Below are 17,561 nucleotides of genomic sequence, written 5' to 3'. Positions count from 1 at the left end.
GCGTTGCAGATCTGGTGCGTCTCTTATAAGTTCCTATCGTCCACTATAGAAGACGATCGTTCGGAGGCAAGCGGATAAAGCCATGGAAGCAGATGTTGGAGATGCCATTGCATCGCGTCTCAGAACGGAACGCGAGACACGCAAATGGTCGCTTGCGGACCTCGCCGAACGCTCCGGCGTGTCGAAGGCGATGATCAGCAAGATCGAGCGTGGCGAGGCCAGTCCATCGGCCGCCGTGCTCGGCCGGCTGTCCGGCGCCTTCGGCCTGCCGCTGTCGGTGCTTCTGGCACTGGCGGAAGGCGGGGAGGAGCGGCTGCGCGTCCAGTCCGGCCAGCCGGTCTGGACCGATCCCGAGACCGGCTATACCCGCCGGGCCCTGTCGCCGCCCAATGCGCCGCTCGAACTGATCGAGGTTCTGCTGCCGCCTGCCGTGCGCGTTCCCTATCCGGCCTCCGCCTTCGCCTTCCAGCATCAGCAGATCTGGCTTCTCGCGGGCGCGCTCGATTTCATCGAAGGCACGGTGCTGCATTCTTTGAAGGAGGGCGATTGTCTCATGCTGGGGCCGCCCGCCGACTGCGTCTTCTTCAATCCCGGTAAGGTCCCGGCGCGTTACGTTGTGGCGCTTTCCCGAAGGTAACGGAGCAGAACGGCAGACGTGAAAAAGGCGCTTCCCGAGGGAAGCGCCAGTTGGGGAGATTGTGACTTTGCCGGTCGCGCTGATGGATGCGACCTACAAGTCCGTGAACACGAACCCCTGGCGGTTTGTTCCCGCAGAAAGTGTGAAATCCTTTTCTTGCCCGGAACGATCCGATATCCTGTCGGTTACACCGCAAGAACGGATCGAAGCCTGGGAGGAGGATGCGATGCTGGGATTGGGTCATTTCTGGAAACGGGTGCAGGCCCGCAAAGCGGAAACGGCAACGCCCGAGTTTGCCGATCGCAGTGATGCCGGCCGGCAGCTGGCCGAGGCACTGCAAATCTCACAATCCTTGTCCTCTGTCGCCGGCGATCCCGTGGTGGTCGCCGTGCCGCGCGGCGGCGTGCCGGTGGCGTTCGAAGTGGCGCAGCGGCTTGGACTGCATCTCGATCTCTTGATCCTGCGCAGGATCGCTGCCCCCGGCCACCCGGAATTTAACATCGGCGCCGTTGTCGACGCCAAAGAACCAATCGTCCATATCGACGAGGCAAGCGTGCGGCGCTTTCCCCTGCCTCCTGGCTATCTTAACACGGAGCGGCAGCATCAGATCGCCGAGGTCGACCGCCATCACCGGATGTATTTCGGCGAGGATCACGCCGACGAGCACGATCTTGCCGGCCGTCACGTCATTCTGATCGATGAGGGGCTTTCCGATGCCGGGTCGATGGAGGTCAGCATCCACGCGCTCAGGCAGCTGGGTGTCGCGATCATTACCCTTGCCGTACCGGTCGCCTCGCAGGACACGCTCGATGCAATCAGGGACAAGGTTGAAGACGTGGTCTGCCTGTCGATCCCGCCATCATTCGGCGATGTGGGTGACCACTACGAGGATTTCCCGGAAACCACCGATCAGGACGTCGTCCGGCTGCTCAAGGAAGCCAGACGGTCGGAGCGGTTGCTCAACTAGATTTCAATCGTCGCCAACAACGGCAGGTGGTCGGATGCCCGCCGCGTCAGCGGTGTCGAGACCACTTCGGCATCGATCACCTTGATGCTGTCGGAAACAAAGATGTGGTCGAGCCGAAGCAGCGGAAAGCGGGACGGAAACGTTGCCCGCCAAGGTTTGACAAGCGCCGTCTGCACATCGGTCAGGCGCTTGGCCGCATGCCGGTAGGTCCTCGTGAGCGGTGTCGAGTTGAAGTCGCCGATCAGAATGCGCGCCGGGTTTTCCTTCTCGAGGCCGCCGAGCCAGTCCGGGCCCGTCAGCTCCGTCATCTGCGCCATCCGGTCTTTACCGCGGAGTCCGAGATGGGTGTTGAAGACCTGCAGCGGTTTGCCACCGACGTCGATTTCCACCCAGACTGCGCCGCGCTGCTCCCCGATCGAGGAAAGCATGTCGGCCTTGATCACTTTCAGCGGCAGGGATGTCAGAATGGCGTCGCCGTAACGTTCCTCGGCCACATGCAGCGCCGCGTGAAAATGGTAGTCCATCTCCACCTCGCGGGCGATGATATCGACCTGATCGACGCCACCGGTGCGCGAGCGGCCGACATCCAGTTCCTGCAGGCCGATGATATCAGGCTTCAACTCCGAGATGACGTCGGCGATCCGCGCGGGATCGAGCCGTCGATCGGTGCCGATGCAGCTATGCACGTTGTAGCTCAGGATTTTCAGGCGGCGCCGGGAGGAAGTTTGAGGCGAGGTGTTGGAGGGCGGTTTGGGAAGCGCATCGATCATAGCGCGGGAACACCTTGGACAGTCATTTCGTTCCACCCTGCACAGCATGAATGGAGATGGAATGAAGATCTGGCGGCCCCTCATCAAATGTCTTGTGGTTGCCGCGGTCTGCCTTGCCGCACTCCTCGTCTACCGCAGCCTGCAACGCTACACATGGGACGAAATCGAGGAGTCCGTGCTGTCCATCGCCGGCATTCGGTTGGTGGCCGCGTTCGGCTTCGTCATTCTCTCCTATGCCTGCCTTGGCATGTTCGATGCGCTTGGCGTGCGCTATGCGGGCAAGCCGCTTGCCTACTATAAGACGGCACTCGCATCCTTCACAAGCCTGTCGATCGGCCACAATGTCGGCATGGCAGCGCTCAGCAGCGGCGCGGTCCGTTACCGGTTCTACTCCCGCTGGGGCCTTCAGCCTCAGGACATCGCCAAGGTCATCGTGTTTTGCGGCGCGACTGTTGGCTTGGGGCTTGCCACACTGGGCGGCATTGCCATGCTGCTCGATGTCAATGGATCGGACGACTTCTTCGGCCTTGGCAGGAGAGACAGGGCCGCCATCGGCGTCGCCTGTCTGGCCGTGCCGGCTGCCTATTTACTGCTTTGCGCTTTCGTGCGCCGGCCGTTGCCCGTCCGCTCCTGGCGTTTCACGCCGCCGGATCTGTCGCTCGCGATCGGCCAGATCATCGTCGGCACACTGAATTTCCTCTGTGTCGCCTCCGCGATCCGCCAGCTGCTGCTTGCGTTTACCGATGTCGGATTCCTGCAGGTCGCCAGCGCCTACGTGACCGCCAATCTCGGCGCGCTGGTCAGCCACGTGCCGGGCGGTCTCGGCGTGCTGGAAGCGGTCATGCTGAACCTGTTGCCGGGCACATCGGCGATCGGGGCACTGATCGCCTTCCGCGTCCTCTACTTCTTCGTGCCGCTCGCGATCGGCGTACCGGTGCTGATCGCAAGCGAGGCCTATTACCGGCGTCAGGGAAGTGCCTATTCAGGCCGCGCGGCGGAAGGAAAGGCGTGAAAACAGCTTCCTGATCCCGGACTTGATCTCCGGGATCGGCCAGAACGGCTGTTTCGGATCGACAATACCGGTGCCGAACAGCGAGGTGATCTCGCCCTTCAGCGTATCCACCTCGAAAGGCCGCAGGCAACGTGGGTTGACGTTCAGGATGTCGATCGCCGCCAGCATCGATCCGGTTTGCTGAATGATGCGCGAGACATCTTCCTTGTTGGCGCAGAGATGCTCGGCCAGAAGATCGTCGCGCAGATCAAGGATTGCCTTTTGCGACGCGGCCTCGACGGTCTCGAGCGCGATATCGCATTCCGTATCGAGCCCTTCCGACCGGTTGTTGAGGTTGGACGAGCCAACCCGCACGAAGCGGTCGTCGACGACGATCAGCTTGGAATGGACGATGATCTCGCGATCGTTGCCATCGGCATCCGGCGTCGTGGCGTAGTAGATCCGCAGCCGGCCGTAGCGATCGGCGCGCTTCAGGCGGCGAATAAGGCGGGTGCGGTTGTTGCCCATCATCAGCTTTTCGAGGAAGCCGTGGGATTCGCGCGTCACGATGATGACGATTTCCGGGCCCTGCGCCGCCTTGAGCTTGCGGGCAAGTGTGCGCGCCACGCCGAAGGAGGCGAGATACTGCGTCTCGATATAGAGGTGCCGCTCGGCTGCCTTCAGCGCATCATGGGTAAGCTTGATCGCCTCGCGATGACCGCGGCGACCCTTCCATTTCCAGGGTTCGGTCAGCGCAAGTCCGCTGCGGCAATTGGTGAGATTGGGTTCGAGATCCTGCGGCCAGGCGGCTTCGCCCGCAACCGTGACCGGTTCGAGCTCGATCTTCGTCACCTTTTTCCAGCGCCGGCGCGTCACGTCGCCGATCAGCCGGGCGATATCGCCGGTGACGATCGTCTGCATGTCGTGAACGGGACCATAGATCGTGCCGTCGGGGGAGGTCCGAGCCGGGTTGATGCAGGCATGCCCACGGTCGTCCCAGCGGCGCGCGGTCAGATCGATGCCGCCGACAAAGGCGGTCCTATCGTCGACCACGACGATTTTCTGGTGATGGCTGGCACGCAGCGGATGCTCGAAATCGAAGCGCAATTCGATGCGCGGATGGTCGTTCCAGTCCATCTTGCCGAACATCTTCAGGCTCTTGCCGGAATAGACCGGACCCATGCCCCAGACGAGAATGCGGATTTCCAGTTCCGGCTTTTCCTCGACCATGCGGCGCAGCGTGGCACCAAGCGTCGGGCAATCAGGGTCGCGCGGACGCAGCTTGATACCAGGGTTGAAGTCCCAGCCGAGGATCATCACGGACCGTTCGGCCTGTTTCAACACGTCGTCCAGGCGCTGGTAGTATTCCTCGCCATCGATCAGGAAGCCGACGCGCTCGGCCTCGGCGCTGCGCCAGACGTTGCGGCCGGGTCGAATGATCGCACGGCCGGATGGCTCCGACCGGCGCCAGGACGAAAGTGCGGAAGAGCCTGTCTGGCTCGGCGAAGTTTTTGAAGAAAAATTAGACACGTCCACCTTTTGACCCCCGTCAATTGCGTGGCCCATTAACGCGCTAAGCTGCAGGATGTTCCAGGGACGCTGGAACATCGCGGACGTTGACGGGTTTACAGTCGTTGCGTACCAAATCGACCCGGGGGAAGACGTAACGAGGAGGACGTGAACATGACGCATGCGCGGGACAATTTCATTACTTGGCTACGCAATGCCCATGCAATGGAGGAACAGGCAGTCACGCTTCTGACAGCGCAGGCACGCCGGATCGAAAGCTACCCGGATCTCAAGGACCGCGTTCTGGAGCATCTCGAGGAAACCCGCGGCCACGTCGCGGCGCTGACCGAGATGCTGGAGAAGTTCGCCGTGACGACGCCGACCTTCAAGGACATGACCGCCAAGCTTGCCGCGACGGCCCAAGGTGTCGGCGGATTGCTGGTCAGCGACGAGGTCATCAAGACGATGACGACTGCCTTCGCATTCGAGCACACGGAAATCGCTACCTACAAGGTGCTGATTGCTGCCGCTGACGAACTGGACGAACCGGAAGCCGTCGCAGTCTTCGAACACATCCTGTCCGAGGAAGAAGACATGGCGGAATGGCTGAACGACAATATCGACAGCATCACGCGGATATTCCTGATGCGCGACGAGCGGGATCTCCAGGCGAAGCGGTAGTAGACGCCTCTGCTTCAGTCCTGACTTTTCAGAAGACCTGACAAGTCCAGCCGATGCTGCAGGGCGCCTTCGTCGCAGGCGCCGTGCTGGTAGAGATCGATGATCTCGGCCGCGAGGTTCTTTGCCGCCGTGCTTTCGCCAGACAAGCCGCGTTCGGCGCAGGCGGCATCGAAGACGTGCTGCAGGAAATCCAGTTCCCGCGGTTCCATCGCCGCATTGAATGCAGGTGTATTCATCTGTGGCCTCCCGTCGTGGAATGGATGTTGGGGGAGATCGCTCTGATGTCTTCCCGTCGCCGGCGGCCTTCGATTGTGCCGACGATGGGTCAAGTCTAAGCAAACTCCCCCTCGTTGCAAAGGGAGGGAGAAGGTTAAATTCCTGTAATGACGGGATTGTCAGCGAGCGCGCCGCAGCGCGTGAACGCCCGTCATTCCGGATGGTTTCGTCAGCCTGCCGGCTTCATCGACTGGACCACGGTCGGCCACAGTTCCGAAACGGTGGGGTGGATAGGCACGGCCCAGCGCAGGGCATCATAAGTCGCGCCGGCATTCATCATGTCCAGCACGCCGTGGATCGCCTCGTCGCCGCCGGTGCCGAGAAGGGCGGCGCCCAGGATCTTTTTCGTCTGCGCATCGGCCACGATCTTCATCAGGCCGATCGTCTCGCCCTTTTCCACGGCGCGTCCCACCTGGCTCATCGGCCGCGTGCCGACGAGAACCTTGTGGCCAGCCTTCACCGCCTGGTGTTCGGTCATGCCGACACGGCCGAGCGGCGGGTCGGTATAGAGCGCATACCCGAGCAGACGGTCGGAGACCTTGCGGCTTTCGCCATCGAACAGATTGGCCGCAACGATCTCGAAATCATTGTAGGCGGTGTGGGTAAACGCGCCGCGGCCGTTGCAGTCGCCCATCGCCCAGATGCCCTCGACATTGGTCGACAGATCGTCGCCCACCTCAATGTAGCCGCGCTCATCGAGCGTTACGCCTGCCTTGTCGAGCCCGAGATCGTCGGTGTTGGGACGGCGTCCGACCGCCAGCAGCACGTCGGAGCCGATGACTTCAGGCTCGCCTTCGTCGCAACTGAGACCGACTGCGATACCGTCGTCGGTCTTCCTGAAGCGGATGCAGTCGGCGCCGGTTCTGATAACGATCCCCTCGGCCTCCAGCATCTCGTGGATCGATTGCGAGATCTCCGCATCCTCGCGGCTGACGATACGCTCGCCGCGCTCCACGACGGTTACCTTCGCGCCGAAGCGGCGATACATCTGAGCATATTCCAGCCCGATATAGCTGCCGCCGATGATCACCAGATGGTCCGGCACCCGGTCCAGCCCGACGATGTCGCTGTTGGTCATGTAGGGGATGTCGTTGACGCCCTCGAAATCGGGAATGGTGGCGCGCGCGCCGACATTGAGAAAGATCTGCGGCGCCGTCAGCAACTCGTCGCCGACGCGGATCGTGTTAGCGCTCTCAAAGCGGGCATGGCCGCGGATCAGCGTGCAATGGGGCATCTTCTCCAGCCAGCTTTCATTGCTGCCGCGGCTGTCCATCGTCACTTTCAGCGCCCGCCGCATGACAGCCGGCATGTCGATCGTCACCTCGCCGCCGATGCCGATGCCGTAATCGGCGCTGCGGCGCGCGAGATGCGCCGCATAGGCGCTGGCCACCAGCGTCTTGGTCGGCTTGCAGCCGGTGTTGACGCAGGTGCCGCCCACATGCTTGCGCTCGACGATGGCGACGGTCTTGCCCGCGTCGTTGAAGCGTCCGGCAAGCGATGGCCCGGCCTGGCCGGCGCCGATGATGATCGCGTCGAATGTCTGCATGATGCTCAGATCTCCGTTAGGCGGCCGGCGTTCCCGGCAAAAGCAGGATGACAATCAGGGCTGCGACGACGGCCACGCCATCCTCGATGAAAGCGGCCGGTGCATCCCTGCCGAAATGGGCGGCAAGCTTTGCCCGCACTGCGGCGCCACCCAGCGTGCCGATCACGGCGCCAATGATGCCGGATACCATGCCGGCCAGCCAGTAGCCGTAGGGCATTCCGATCGCAGCACCCGAGAGCGCGCCGGTCAAGATACGTGCACCGAATTGCTGCGGCACCTTCCGGCTTGGCGTCGATGGCAGCTGGTCGGTAATGAATTCGACGATGGCAATCAGCGTGAGGATCAGCACGGCCCATTTGGAGCCCATGAAGGCGAGCCAGGTGCCTGATAGATCGAGCCAGCCGAGACCGGCCGCCCAGCTGACGATCGCGGGTGCCGTCATGGCGCGAAGTCCGGCCACCGCGCCGATGACGAGTGCAAGCATGTAACTCATGATGATTCCCTTTGCCGCCGCCGACGGATGCCGGTGAAATCAAGTCTTCGCAAGTTTTAGTGGAATTCGCCAGTGCCGGATTTTAAGGTGACGACCAAGCGAGTTGGGAGGAGGAGCCCGGCATCTGGTGAGATACGCAATTCTTGCAGCGGCGGGCGTGGCGGTCATGATCGGTCTGGGCATCTATGTCCAGGGCGCTGGCATGATCGCGAGCGGCTACATGGAGGAGGCGAAGGCGCAGGCCAACACCACGCTGAGGCTTGCCGTTTCCGGTCTCGACGGGCACCTGAAGCGCTACGAGGCGCTGCCGGCCCTGATCGCCGACCAGCAGAATGTCGAGGCTTTCGTGCTCGATCCGTCCAACACAACCCTGCAGGCCGCCACCAACGCCTATTTGAAAGACACCAACGCGCTCCTCAAATCCTCCGACATCTATCTGATGACGATGGACGGGCAGACCATTGCAGCCAGCAACTACGACAGCGACGTCAGTTTCGTCGGCGAGAATTTTTCCTACCGTCCCTACTTCCAGGAAGCCGCGAAGGGCCGCCAGTCGCGCTTTTATGCGCTCGGCACCACGTCGCTCAAACGCGGCTACTACTTCTCGTCGCCGATCGAGATCGCCGGGGTGATCCGCGGCGTCATCGTCTTCAAGGTCGATATCGATCTGGTCGAGGACAGCTGGGGGAAGGGGACCGACCAGGGAACCGAAGACCGCATCTTCGTTGCCGACCCCGAGGGCATCATCTTCATGACCAGCCGGCCGGAATGGCTCTATGCCACGACCCTGCCGCTGTCGCCGGGGCGCATCGCCCGCACCCAGACCTCGCGGCGCTATGCGGATGCGAAACTGCGCGAGCTGCCGGTTCGGCGCGGCGAATTCGCCGGTCACGAGGTGATGACGATTGCCGACAACGGTGGCGACCGGGAATATCTCGTCGTGTCGCAACCGATGCCCGACGCCGGCTGGACCGTCAGCGTGCTGATGGATACCGGGTCCGTGCATGCCCAGGCAAAGACGACCGTCGCTGCCCTGCTTCTATCTTTGTGTCTCGCCGTCCTCGGGCTTGCGGTCATCCTGCAGCGCCGGGCGCGGCTTGCCGAGCGCATGCATCTCCAAGCGGAAGCGCAGAATGCGCTCGAACACAGGGTCGCCGAGCGCACCGCCGATCTTGCCCGCGTCAACGCCCAGATCGAGGAGGAAGTGGCCGAGCGCCGGGCGACCGAACAGCGGCTGCGCCAGACCCAGGCGGATCTCATTCAGGCAGGCAAGCTTGCCGGTCTCGGCCAGATGTCGGCAGCACTGTCGCACGAGCTCAACCAGCCACTTGCGGCCGCGAAAACCTATGCGGAGACGGCCGGCGTGCTGATGGACCTCGACCGCACGGAAGAGGCCCGCGACAACGTTAGACGCATATCGGCGCTGATCGATCGCATGGCCTCGATCAGCAAGCATTTGCGCAACTTCGCCCGCAAGCCGAACGAGAAGCTCGGTGCCGTCTCGCTGCAGGAGGTGATGGACGACACACTGGAAATCGTCGCGGCGCGTCTGAAGGCGGCCGATGCGGATCTCGTCGTCGATATCCCCGCAAACCTGCCGAAGGTGAGGGCCGGCTCCATCCGTCTGCAGCAGGTTCTGGTCAACGTGATCGGCAATGCGGCCGATGCCGTCGAGGGACTTGCCGACCGCCGCATCGCCGTTTCGGCGTCGAGAACCCACGATACCGTCACGGTGCAGGTGCGCGATGGCGGGCCGGGTGTGCCGGCGTCGATCCGCGAGCGCATCTTTGATCCCTTCTTTACCACCAAGGGCATCGGCAAGGGGCTCGGCCTCGGCCTGTCGATCTCCTACAACATCGTCAAGGATTTCGGTGGTAGCCTTTCCGTCACCGATGATCCCGATGGGGGTGCCGTGTTCACCATCGAGCTCGACATTGCCGATGAAAACCTGATGGAGGCTGCCGAGTGAGCGAAGCAAGGGATGCGGCGCAAAGGGTTTTGCTGGTTGACGACGAAGAGGAGCTGCGCCGGTCCACCGCTCAGGCGCTGGAACTGTTCGGGCTCTCGGTGCAGACCTTTTCCAATGCCGATCATGTTCTCGAGCTTGCCGGTTTCGGCTTCGAGGGCGTTATCGTCAGCGATATCCGCATGCCCGGAACAGACGGCATGACGCTGTTGCAGCGGGTGCGTGAGCTCGATGCGGAGATCCCGATCATTCTCGTCACCGGCCACGGCGATGTGCAGCTGGCGGTGAAGGCGATGCGCGAGGGCGCCTATGATTTTCTGGAAAAGCCGTTCACGCCGCAGCATCTGGCCGGCGTCATCCGCAGGGCGCTCGATCGCCGCGCGCTGGTCATGGAAAACCGCCGGCTGAAGGCGGTGGCCGGCAAGCGCGACGATCTGGAAACCCGCATGCCTGGCCGCACCCAGGTGATGGTCGACCTGCGCTACCGGATCCGCGCGATCGGCGCCACCGATGCCGATACGCTGATCATCGGCGAGACCGGTGCCGGCAAGGAAGTGGTGGCGCGGGCGCTGCACGATGTCAGCCCGCGCGCCAACCGGCCGTTTATCGCCATCAACTGCGCAGCACTTCCGGAAACGCTGATCGAAAGCGAACTGTTCGGCCACGAGGCGGGCGCCTTTCCGGGCGCGATCAGGCCGCGATACGGCAAGTTCGAACATGGCCGCGGCGGCACGATCCTGCTCGACGAGATCGGCTCGATGCCCTTCGACCTGCAGGCGAAATTCCTGCGCGTCCTTCAGGAGCGCGTCATCACAAGGCTTGGCTCGAACGAAACCGTGGCCCTCGACGTCCGCTTTATCGCCACCAGCAAGGTGGATCTGGAGGCGGAGGTCGCAGCCGGCCGGTTCCGGGCCGATCTCCTCTACCGTCTCAACGTCGCAACCATCCATGTGCCGTCACTTCGGGAGCGTCGGGCCGATATCGCGCTCCTGTTTCTGCAGCTGGTCCGCGAAGCTTCCGCCCGCTATGGCCGTGACGATCTCGACGTTCCCGTCGATGTGATCGCGACGATCGGCGACCAGGCCTGGCCCGGCAACGTCCGCGAATTGCGCAACGCCGCCGATCGGCTGGTGCTGGGTCTCGATCTTCCGTCGACGGATTCCAACGGCAGGCTTCGTGATCCGGCCGGACGGCTAGCCGACAAGGTGGCGGCATTCGAGCGCAATCTGATCGCCGGCGAAATTGCGGCCCATGGCGGCGCGCTGCGTCCCGTCTACGAATCGCTCGGCATCTCGCGCAAGACGCTCTACGAAAAGATGCAGAAACACGGGCTCGACAAGCGCCTTATCTCGGCCGACCAGATGCTGCAGGACGATTGAACGGGTGACGAAACACCTGCGAAACCCCGTGCTGGGTGGATTTCCACCCAGGCTTTGGCGCGATTGTTCCCTAATCCACCCATGCTGCATTGCACGCCAGCGATAAACTTAGCGGTGCTGCCTCCCGCCCGATTGCGGCCAGCGAAATCACCACTGCAAATGGCACCACGCTGGCGAGGGAGGACTGTCGCCAGCACTCAGTTTGCATGCTGATTTTCACGCTCGGGAGGACAATCCATGAAAATCGTCAACGCCATGATCGGCGCAACGGCTCTTGCCGCCATGTCGCTGTTTTCGGCTTCTGCCAATGCGCAGAGCTATCCGGAACGCCAGATCACGATGATCGTACCGTTTGCGGCCGGTGGCCCGACCGATACGGTTGCGCGTCTTGTGGCCGAATCCATGTCGCGCGATCTCGGCCAGCAGATCGTCGTCGAGAATGTCGGCGGTGCCGGTGGCTCGCTCGGTGCCGGCCGCGTCGCCAATGCGGAAGCAGACGGTTATACCGTCCTCCTGCACCATATCGGCATGGCGACCAGCGCCACGCTCTATCGCAAGCTCGCCTATGACACGCTGAACGCGTTCGAATATGTCGGCCTCGTCACGGAAGTGCCGATGACGCTTCTCGCCCGCAAGGACATGGAAGCCACCGATTTCAAGGGCCTGATCGAATACGCCAAGGCCAACAAGGACAAGGTGACGGTTGCCAATGCCGGCATCGGCGCTGCGTCGCATCTCTGCGGCATGCTGTTCATGAGCTCGATCGAAACACCGCTCGTGACCGTTCCCTACAAGGGCACCGGCCCGGCCATGACCGATCTCCTCGGCGGACAGGTCGATATCATGTGCGACCAGACCACCAATACGACAAAGCAGATCCAGGGCGGCACGGTAAAGGCCTACGCCGTCACCTCCGCTGACCGCCTCGACATCCTCAAGGACCTGCCGACCGTCAAGGAAGCCGGTTATCCGCAGATGGAAGTGGGCATCTGGCACGGCATCTACACGCCGAAGGGCACGCCGAAGGAAGCCAACGACAAGCTGTCGGCGGCACTCAAGGTGGCACTCAAAGACCCGAACGTCGTTGCCCGTTTCGGCGAACTCGGCACCAAGCCGTCGCCGGAAGCCGACGCCACGCCTGAGGCGCTGAAGACCAAGCTGGAAAGCGAAATCGCCCGCTGGAAGCCGGTCATCGAGGCAGCCGGCCAGTACGCCGACTGATCTCACGTCACGGCACTGCCCCTCACCCTGGCCCCTCTCTGGGCAGGGTGAGGGGTTCTGCTCGATCGGCCTTGGAGCCCGCAACCTTTCGTCCTTCTCCCCCGCGGGGGAGAAATTGCCGGCAAGCTGATCGCTCAGATCGACCGCTGATCGGCGCGAACGTCTGCAAGGACCCCACCGACAAGCGACACTCCTGCAAGCGACACTCCTGCTAGCGACCATGCCGACCCGCGGCGCAGATCCACAGAGCTCTTCCAATATTTCGGAGCCATCATGAATTCACTCAATATCGACAGGACCAATCTGGTCTGCGGGCTGGCGCTCATGCTGACCGGCCTGTTCTTTGCCTATCAATCGATCGAACTGGAACTCGGCACGGCGCTTCGCATGGGGCCGGGCTATTTTCCGTTCATCCTCGCCTGCGTTCTCGTGCTCTTGGGCGGCGTGATCGTCTTCCAGGCCATTCGCGTTCACGGCGAACCGGTGGGTGCGCTTGCCTGGCGCGGGATGGCCTTCATCCTGCCGGCACCGATCTTCTTTGGTCTCACCGTGCGCGGTTTAGGCTTCGTGCCGGCGATCTTCTTTACGGCGCTGATCGCGGCATTCGCCTCGCACAAGATGAAGCCGTTGATGGCCGTCATCCTGGCGGCTCTGCTCACGGTCTTTTCGGTTCTCGTCTTCAGCTATGGTCTTGGTCTGCCGTTCCGGCGGTTCGGGCCGTGGCTGGGCATGTAAGGGGCTCGGTTCATGGAATTATTCAACAATCTCGCCCTCGGTTTCTCCACCGCCACGTCGATCGAGAACCTGTTCTTCTGCCTCATCGGGGTGCTGCTTGGCACGCTGATCGGCGTCCTGCCCGGCATCGGCGCAACGGCGACGATCGCCATGCTGTTGCCGATCACCTTCCAGCTCGAACCCGTGTCGTCGCTGATCATGCTCGCCGGCATCTACTACGGCGCGCAGTATGGCGGCTCCACCACGGCCATCCTCATCAATATGCCCGGCGAATCTTCGTCGGCGGTCACCGCCATCGACGGTTACCAGATGGCGCGCAAGGGCAAGGCGGGACCGGCGCTGGCCATCGCTGCCATCGGATCGTTCTTTGCCGGCACGGTTTCCACCTTTCTTGTGGCGATCTTCGCGCCGCCGCTGACCTCGATCGCCCTGCAGTTCGGTGCGGCGGAATATTTCTCGCTGATGGTCGTCGGTCTCGTCTCGTCGATCGCGCTTGCTCACGGGTCGATCATCAAGGCGCTTGCCATGGTCTGCCTTGGCCTGCTGCTTGGCCTCGTCGGCACCGATATCTACACCGGCACGCCGCGCTTCACGCTCGGAATACGGGAATATGCCGACGGTCTGAACTTCGTCGCGGTCGCGGTCGGCGTCTTCGGTATCGCTGAAATCCTGCGCAATCTCGAAAGCGAAAAGACCCGCACCGTGCTGATGGCGAAGGTATCCAACCTGATGCCGTCGCGCGAAGACTTCAAGGCGATGGTCGGCCCCGTTCTGCGCGGCACGGCGATCGGCTCCATCCTCGGCATCCTGCCGGGCGGCGGCGCGATCCTTGCGGCATTTGCGTCCTATACGGTCGAGAAGAAGGTATCGAAACATCCGGAAGAATTCGGCCACGGCGCGGTCGCCGGCGTTGCCGGGCCGGAATCGGCCAACAATGCGGGTGCACAGACCTCGTTCATCCCGCTCCTGACGCTCGGCATTCCGGCCAACCCGGTCATGGCGCTGATGGTCGGCGCGATGATCATCCAGGGCATCGTTCCAGGTCCGAACGTTGCCGTCGAACAGCCGGCGCTGTTCTGGGGCATCATCGCGTCCATGTGGATCGGCAACCTGATGCTTGTGATCCTCAACCTGCCGCTGATCGGGTTGTGGGTAAAGCTTCTGACGATCCCCTATTACGTGCTCTTCCCGATCATCATGGCGTTCTGCGCCATCGGGGTCTACAGCGTCAATTCCAACGTCTTCGATCTCTATGCCGTCGCCTTCTTCGGTCTGCTCGGGTACGTGCTTTTGAAGCTGCGCTGCGAGCCGGCACCGCTTCTGCTCGGTTTCGTTCTTGGCCCGCTCCTGGAAGAAAACCTGCGTCGCGCAATGATCCTCTCGCGCGGCGACGCCACCACCTTCATCACCCGCCCCATCAGCGCCGGCCTGCTCGCGCTTGCCGCACTTGTGCTCATCGTCGTCTTCCTGCCCAGCGTCCGGAAGAAGCGCGAAGAGGTGTTCGTTGAGGAGGATTGAGGGGTAGCAACTTTTGGAGGAGGAGAGGGGGACGGCTCCCTTTCCTCATCATTCCTGTGCTTGCCACAGGGATCCCGACAGCCCAGGTCCCTGGGGTGTAAAGACTCCTTTCGCCACGCGGACGCGTGGCGGCTGGCCTCCTGTGACAATCACAAAAATGAGGGGTGGTCTGGGCCGCCGCGGCTCCCAGCATCACACCGTCTGCAGCGCCTGCAGTTCCTCGACCGGCACCTCTCCACCCATCTGCTTCAGAAGCAGCGCGGCCATAAGACGACCCGCCTCCGCGAGGTCCTCGTAGATCGTTTCGATGCGGGGGCGGACCTGGTCGAACAGGCCGGACGTCTGTTTGGCGACCAGGCGCACATCTTGGCCGATGATGCGGCCGGTGTCGTAGGCTGCCGACATCACGGCCATGGCGGAGACCTCGCCGCCGCAGATGAAGCCGTCGGGCGCGTCGTCGGCCGCCAGTCGTTCCGCCACATGGTCGCGGATCGCGTCGGACTTGCTGTCGAGCGAGACACGGTCGGAAATCTCGAAGGCGACGCCTTCCTCGCGCACCGCCGTCATGAAGCCGTGGCGCATGTGATGGGCGAAGGTGAACTGGGCGGGCGGCAGGATGATGAACAGCCGCCGACAGCCAGCATTGATCAGGCTTTTCGCGGCACGATAGCTAAAGGCGTAATTGTCGTAATCCACGTAAGGATGCGGCGTCGCAAGCTCGGTGCGGCCGTGGCACACGAAGGGAAAACCCTGTTCCATCAGGAATTTCACCCGCTCGTCGGCGGCTTCGGTGCGGCTGAACAGGATGCCGTCGGCCATCCGGTTGCGGACGATATGCTTGACCGGATCGATCTGCGGCGTGTCTGAAAAATGCGGCGTGATCACCAAGTGGTACCTGGTGCCGCGCAGTGCCGCACTCATGCCGCGGATCATCGATGTGCCGTAGCCGAGGATTTCCTCGTGCGGATCAAGGACGAGGCTGATCACGTTGGTGCGTCCGGTGCGCAACCGCTGCGCCGCGCGATCCGGCAGATAGCCGACATCTTCGGCCGCTTGGCGCACGCGGATGCGGGTTTCGAGCGCAATCTGGGGATCGTCGGAGAGCGCCCTCGACACGGTCGTGACCGCAAGCTCGGTCAGTTCGGCGACGGTCTTCAGCGTCGGTTTCTTCTGGGCTGTATCGCGGGGCAAGCGGTTCGCGTGCGGCCGCGCCGGGCGTCCCTGCTGCAGCGTATCCGGGTCGATGTCCTCACCCCGGTCATCCCGGTCGTCAAGCGGCATTCCTGTCTCCTCCAGCACCCCTCCAGGCGCCCCGTTTGTATCGTTGCAAAACGCCGCAAATTCGGCAAGTGCAAATCAACTCTTCACCGTCGCAAACGGGAAAGATCGCTTTTATCGTTTTATAACAGGTTGATGCCGGATATTTAGCATCACCGAAATTCTGTCCCCTACGGGGTTGACACTTACATCAGTTATATCGTTATAAATCGATGTCCGGAGAGGAGCCCGGCTTTGAGGGAGATATTTCAATGACTATTCGTTTGATCGGCAAACTGGCCGCCGGTGCGGCTATGATTGCGCTGACCGCTGGCGCCGCAAAGGCAGCCGAACAGGTTGAAGTTCTGCACTGGTGGACGTCCGGCGGCGAAGCCGCGGCGCTCAACGTGCTCAAGGAAAACCTGGCCAAGCAGGGTATCGGCTGGAAAGACATGCCGGTTGCCGGTGGTGCCGGTTCTGCCGCGATGACGGCGCTGCGCGCCCGTGTGACCGCCGGCGATCCGCCGACCGCCGTCCAGCTGCTCGGTTTCGACCTGCGCGACTGGTCCGAGATGGGCGTTGCCGCCAATCTTGACGATCTCGCCGCCAAGGAAGGCTGGGACAAGGTCATTCCGGAAGCGCTGCAGGCGTTTTCCAAGTATGATGGCCACTGGGTTGCTGCCCCCGTCAACATCCACTCCACCAACTGGCTGTGGCTGAACAAGGCTGCCTTCGACAAGGCCGGCGGCAAGCAGCCGACGAATATGGACGAGCTGTTCACCATGCTCGACGCCTTCAAGGCGCAGGGCATCACCGCGCTCGCCCATGGCGGCGTTCCGTGGCAGGACGGCACGCTCTGGGAAGCCGTGGTTCTCTCCGTCGGCGGTCCTGACTTCTACAAGAAGGCCGTGCTTGACGCCGATCCGACGGCGCTGTCGGGTGATACGATGAAGAAGGTGTTCGACGATATGTCGAAGCTTCGCACCTATTTCGACCCGAACTTCTCCGGCCGCGAATGGAACCTCTCCACCGCGCTCGTCATCGAAGGCAAGGCCGGCGCTCAGGAAATGGGCGACTGGTCGAAGGGCGAATGGCTGCGCGCCAAGAAGACCCCCGGCACCGATTTCGTCTGCATGCGCTTCCCCGGCACGCAGGGCTCCGTCCTGTTCAACGCCGACCAGTTCATGATGTTCGACGTGGGTGAAGAGCAGAAGGACGCACAGATGAAGATGGCATCCGCCGTCGAAGATCCCGCGTTCCAGATCGCCTTCAACACGGTCAAGGGTTCCGTGCCTGCCCGGACCGACGTCTCGGACGAAAAGTTCGACGATTGCGCCAAGAAGGGCATGAAGGATCTGGCGGAAGCCTCGTCCAAGGGCACGCTGATGGGCTCGCTTGCTCATGGTTATGCGCAGCCGGCCGCTGTCAAGGAAGCCATGCTTGACGTCATCACCCAGCATCTGAATGGCCAGCTGACAACGGATGCCGCGCTGAAGCGCCTGCCGGAAGCGGTTGCTGCCGCGAAGTAGTCAAAAAAACCCCGCCCCAAACCCCTCCCCACAAGGGGGAGGGACTTAACCCAGCCGCACTGTCTGGGCCCGATTTGGTCGGTGGG

The 17,561-nt window shown here is 62.4% G+C and carries 16 protein-coding genes; 10 read left to right on the top strand and 6 right to left on the bottom strand.

The features are described 5' to 3' along the window. The first annotated feature begins 82 nt into the window (after positions 1-82). Both J3A65_RS15595 and J3A65_RS15590 read left to right on the top strand, forming a co-directional pair. Positions 83-637 (top strand): XRE family transcriptional regulator, encoded by a 555-nt coding sequence (locus tag J3A65_RS15595; RefSeq protein WP_092659526.1) that lies wholly within the window; start codon positions 83-85, stop codon positions 635-637. A gap of 61 nt (positions 638-698) precedes the next feature. Beyond that, on the top strand, positions 699-1,604 hold the full coding sequence (locus J3A65_RS15590) for a phosphoribosyltransferase family protein (RefSeq protein ID WP_348635220.1): 906 nt from the start codon (positions 699-701) through the stop codon (positions 1,602-1,604). Here J3A65_RS15590 and J3A65_RS15585 read toward each other — a convergent pair. Beyond that, positions 1,601-2,374, bottom strand: a complete 774-nt coding sequence (locus J3A65_RS15585; protein ID WP_209902111.1) for an endonuclease/exonuclease/phosphatase family protein — start codon at positions 2,372-2,374, stop codon at positions 1,601-1,603. The genes J3A65_RS15590 and J3A65_RS15585 overlap by 4 nt on opposite strands. A gap of 61 nt (positions 2,375-2,435) precedes the next feature. Between J3A65_RS15585 and J3A65_RS15580 the strand changes: the two genes are divergently transcribed. After that, positions 2,436-3,386 (top strand): YbhN family protein, encoded by a 951-nt coding sequence (locus J3A65_RS15580; RefSeq protein WP_209902109.1) that lies wholly within the window; start codon positions 2,436-2,438, stop codon positions 3,384-3,386. Here J3A65_RS15580 and J3A65_RS15575 read toward each other — a convergent pair. After that, entirely contained in the window at positions 3,357-4,895 is a 1,539-nt protein-coding gene (locus J3A65_RS15575) for a phospholipase D-like domain-containing protein (protein WP_348635219.1), read from the bottom strand. The two genes, J3A65_RS15580 and J3A65_RS15575, sit on opposite strands and share 30 nt — an antisense overlap. 153 nt (positions 4,896-5,048) lie before the next feature. Here J3A65_RS15575 and J3A65_RS15570 point away from each other — a divergent pair, with 153 nt between their 5' ends. Continuing rightward, a complete protein-coding gene (locus J3A65_RS15570) occupies positions 5,049-5,555 on the top strand; it encodes a ferritin-like domain-containing protein (RefSeq protein ID WP_062461507.1) in 507 nt (168 codons plus the stop codon). A 14-nt stretch (positions 5,556-5,569) separates the two neighbouring features. Here J3A65_RS15570 and J3A65_RS15565 read toward each other — a convergent pair whose 3' ends face one another. The 3 genes from J3A65_RS15565 to J3A65_RS15555 form a co-directional block, all read right to left on the bottom strand. Then, positions 5,570-5,791 (bottom strand): hypothetical protein, encoded by a 222-nt coding sequence (locus J3A65_RS15565; protein WP_062461504.1) that lies wholly within the window; start codon positions 5,789-5,791, stop codon positions 5,570-5,572. Between the two features lie 209 nt (positions 5,792-6,000). Beyond that, the gene (locus J3A65_RS15560) at positions 6,001-7,380 is read right to left on the bottom strand and encodes an FAD-containing oxidoreductase (protein ID WP_209903555.1); all 1,380 of its coding nucleotides are present in this window, start codon (positions 7,378-7,380) and stop codon (positions 6,001-6,003) included. Positions 7,381-7,393: 13 nt separating this feature from the next. Beyond that, on the bottom strand, positions 7,394-7,870 hold the full coding sequence (locus J3A65_RS15555; RefSeq protein ID WP_209902104.1) for a DUF4126 family protein: 477 nt from the start codon (positions 7,868-7,870) through the stop codon (positions 7,394-7,396). Positions 7,871-8,036: 166 nt separating this feature from the next. Here J3A65_RS15555 and J3A65_RS15550 point away from each other — a divergent pair, with 166 nt between their 5' ends. The 5 genes from J3A65_RS15550 to J3A65_RS15530 all read left to right on the top strand — a co-directional run bounded on the left by J3A65_RS15550 (position 8,037) and on the right by J3A65_RS15530 (position 14,689). Continuing rightward, complete coding sequence (locus J3A65_RS15550) at positions 8,037-9,839, top strand: sensor histidine kinase (RefSeq protein WP_209903553.1); 1,803 nt, start codon at positions 8,037-8,039, stop codon at positions 9,837-9,839. Next, a complete protein-coding gene (locus tag J3A65_RS15545) occupies positions 9,836-11,215 on the top strand; it encodes a sigma-54 dependent transcriptional regulator (RefSeq protein WP_062581936.1) in 1,380 nt (459 codons plus the stop codon). The genes J3A65_RS15550 and J3A65_RS15545 overlap by 4 nt, the downstream gene beginning before the upstream one ends. Before the next feature lie 237 nt (positions 11,216-11,452). After that, positions 11,453-12,436: a tripartite tricarboxylate transporter substrate-binding protein gene (locus J3A65_RS15540; protein ID WP_062461492.1), complete on the top strand. Its 984-nt coding sequence runs from the start codon at positions 11,453-11,455 to the stop codon at positions 12,434-12,436. A 273-nt stretch (positions 12,437-12,709) separates the two neighbouring features. Next, complete coding sequence (locus tag J3A65_RS15535; RefSeq protein ID WP_062461489.1) at positions 12,710-13,171, top strand: tripartite tricarboxylate transporter TctB family protein; 462 nt, start codon at positions 12,710-12,712, stop codon at positions 13,169-13,171. A gap of 12 nt (positions 13,172-13,183) precedes the next feature. Beyond that, positions 13,184-14,689, top strand: a complete 1,506-nt coding sequence (locus tag J3A65_RS15530) for a tripartite tricarboxylate transporter permease (RefSeq protein ID WP_062461487.1) — start codon at positions 13,184-13,186, stop codon at positions 14,687-14,689. Positions 14,690-14,881: 192 nt separating this feature from the next. Here the strand turns inward: J3A65_RS15530 and J3A65_RS15525 are convergent, their stop codons facing one another. After that, positions 14,882-15,970 (bottom strand): LacI family transcriptional regulator, encoded by a 1,089-nt coding sequence (locus J3A65_RS15525; protein WP_113111850.1) that lies wholly within the window; start codon positions 15,968-15,970, stop codon positions 14,882-14,884. A 254-nt stretch (positions 15,971-16,224) separates the two neighbouring features. On the opposite strand from J3A65_RS15525, the gene J3A65_RS15520 reads away from it, so the two are divergent. Beyond that, positions 16,225-17,475 carry an ABC transporter substrate-binding protein gene (locus J3A65_RS15520; protein ID WP_174197229.1) on the top strand — a complete coding sequence of 417 codons (1,251 nt, stop codon included), beginning with the start codon at positions 16,225-16,227 and terminating at the stop codon, positions 17,473-17,475. Positions 17,476-17,561 lie beyond the last annotated feature (86 nt).

Source organism: Rhizobium sp. PvP014, assembly GCF_017876855.1.
Classification (GTDB): Bacteria; Pseudomonadota; Alphaproteobacteria; order Rhizobiales; family Rhizobiaceae; genus Neorhizobium; species Neorhizobium soli.
This window is presented reverse-complemented; position numbering and strand designations above follow the sequence as displayed.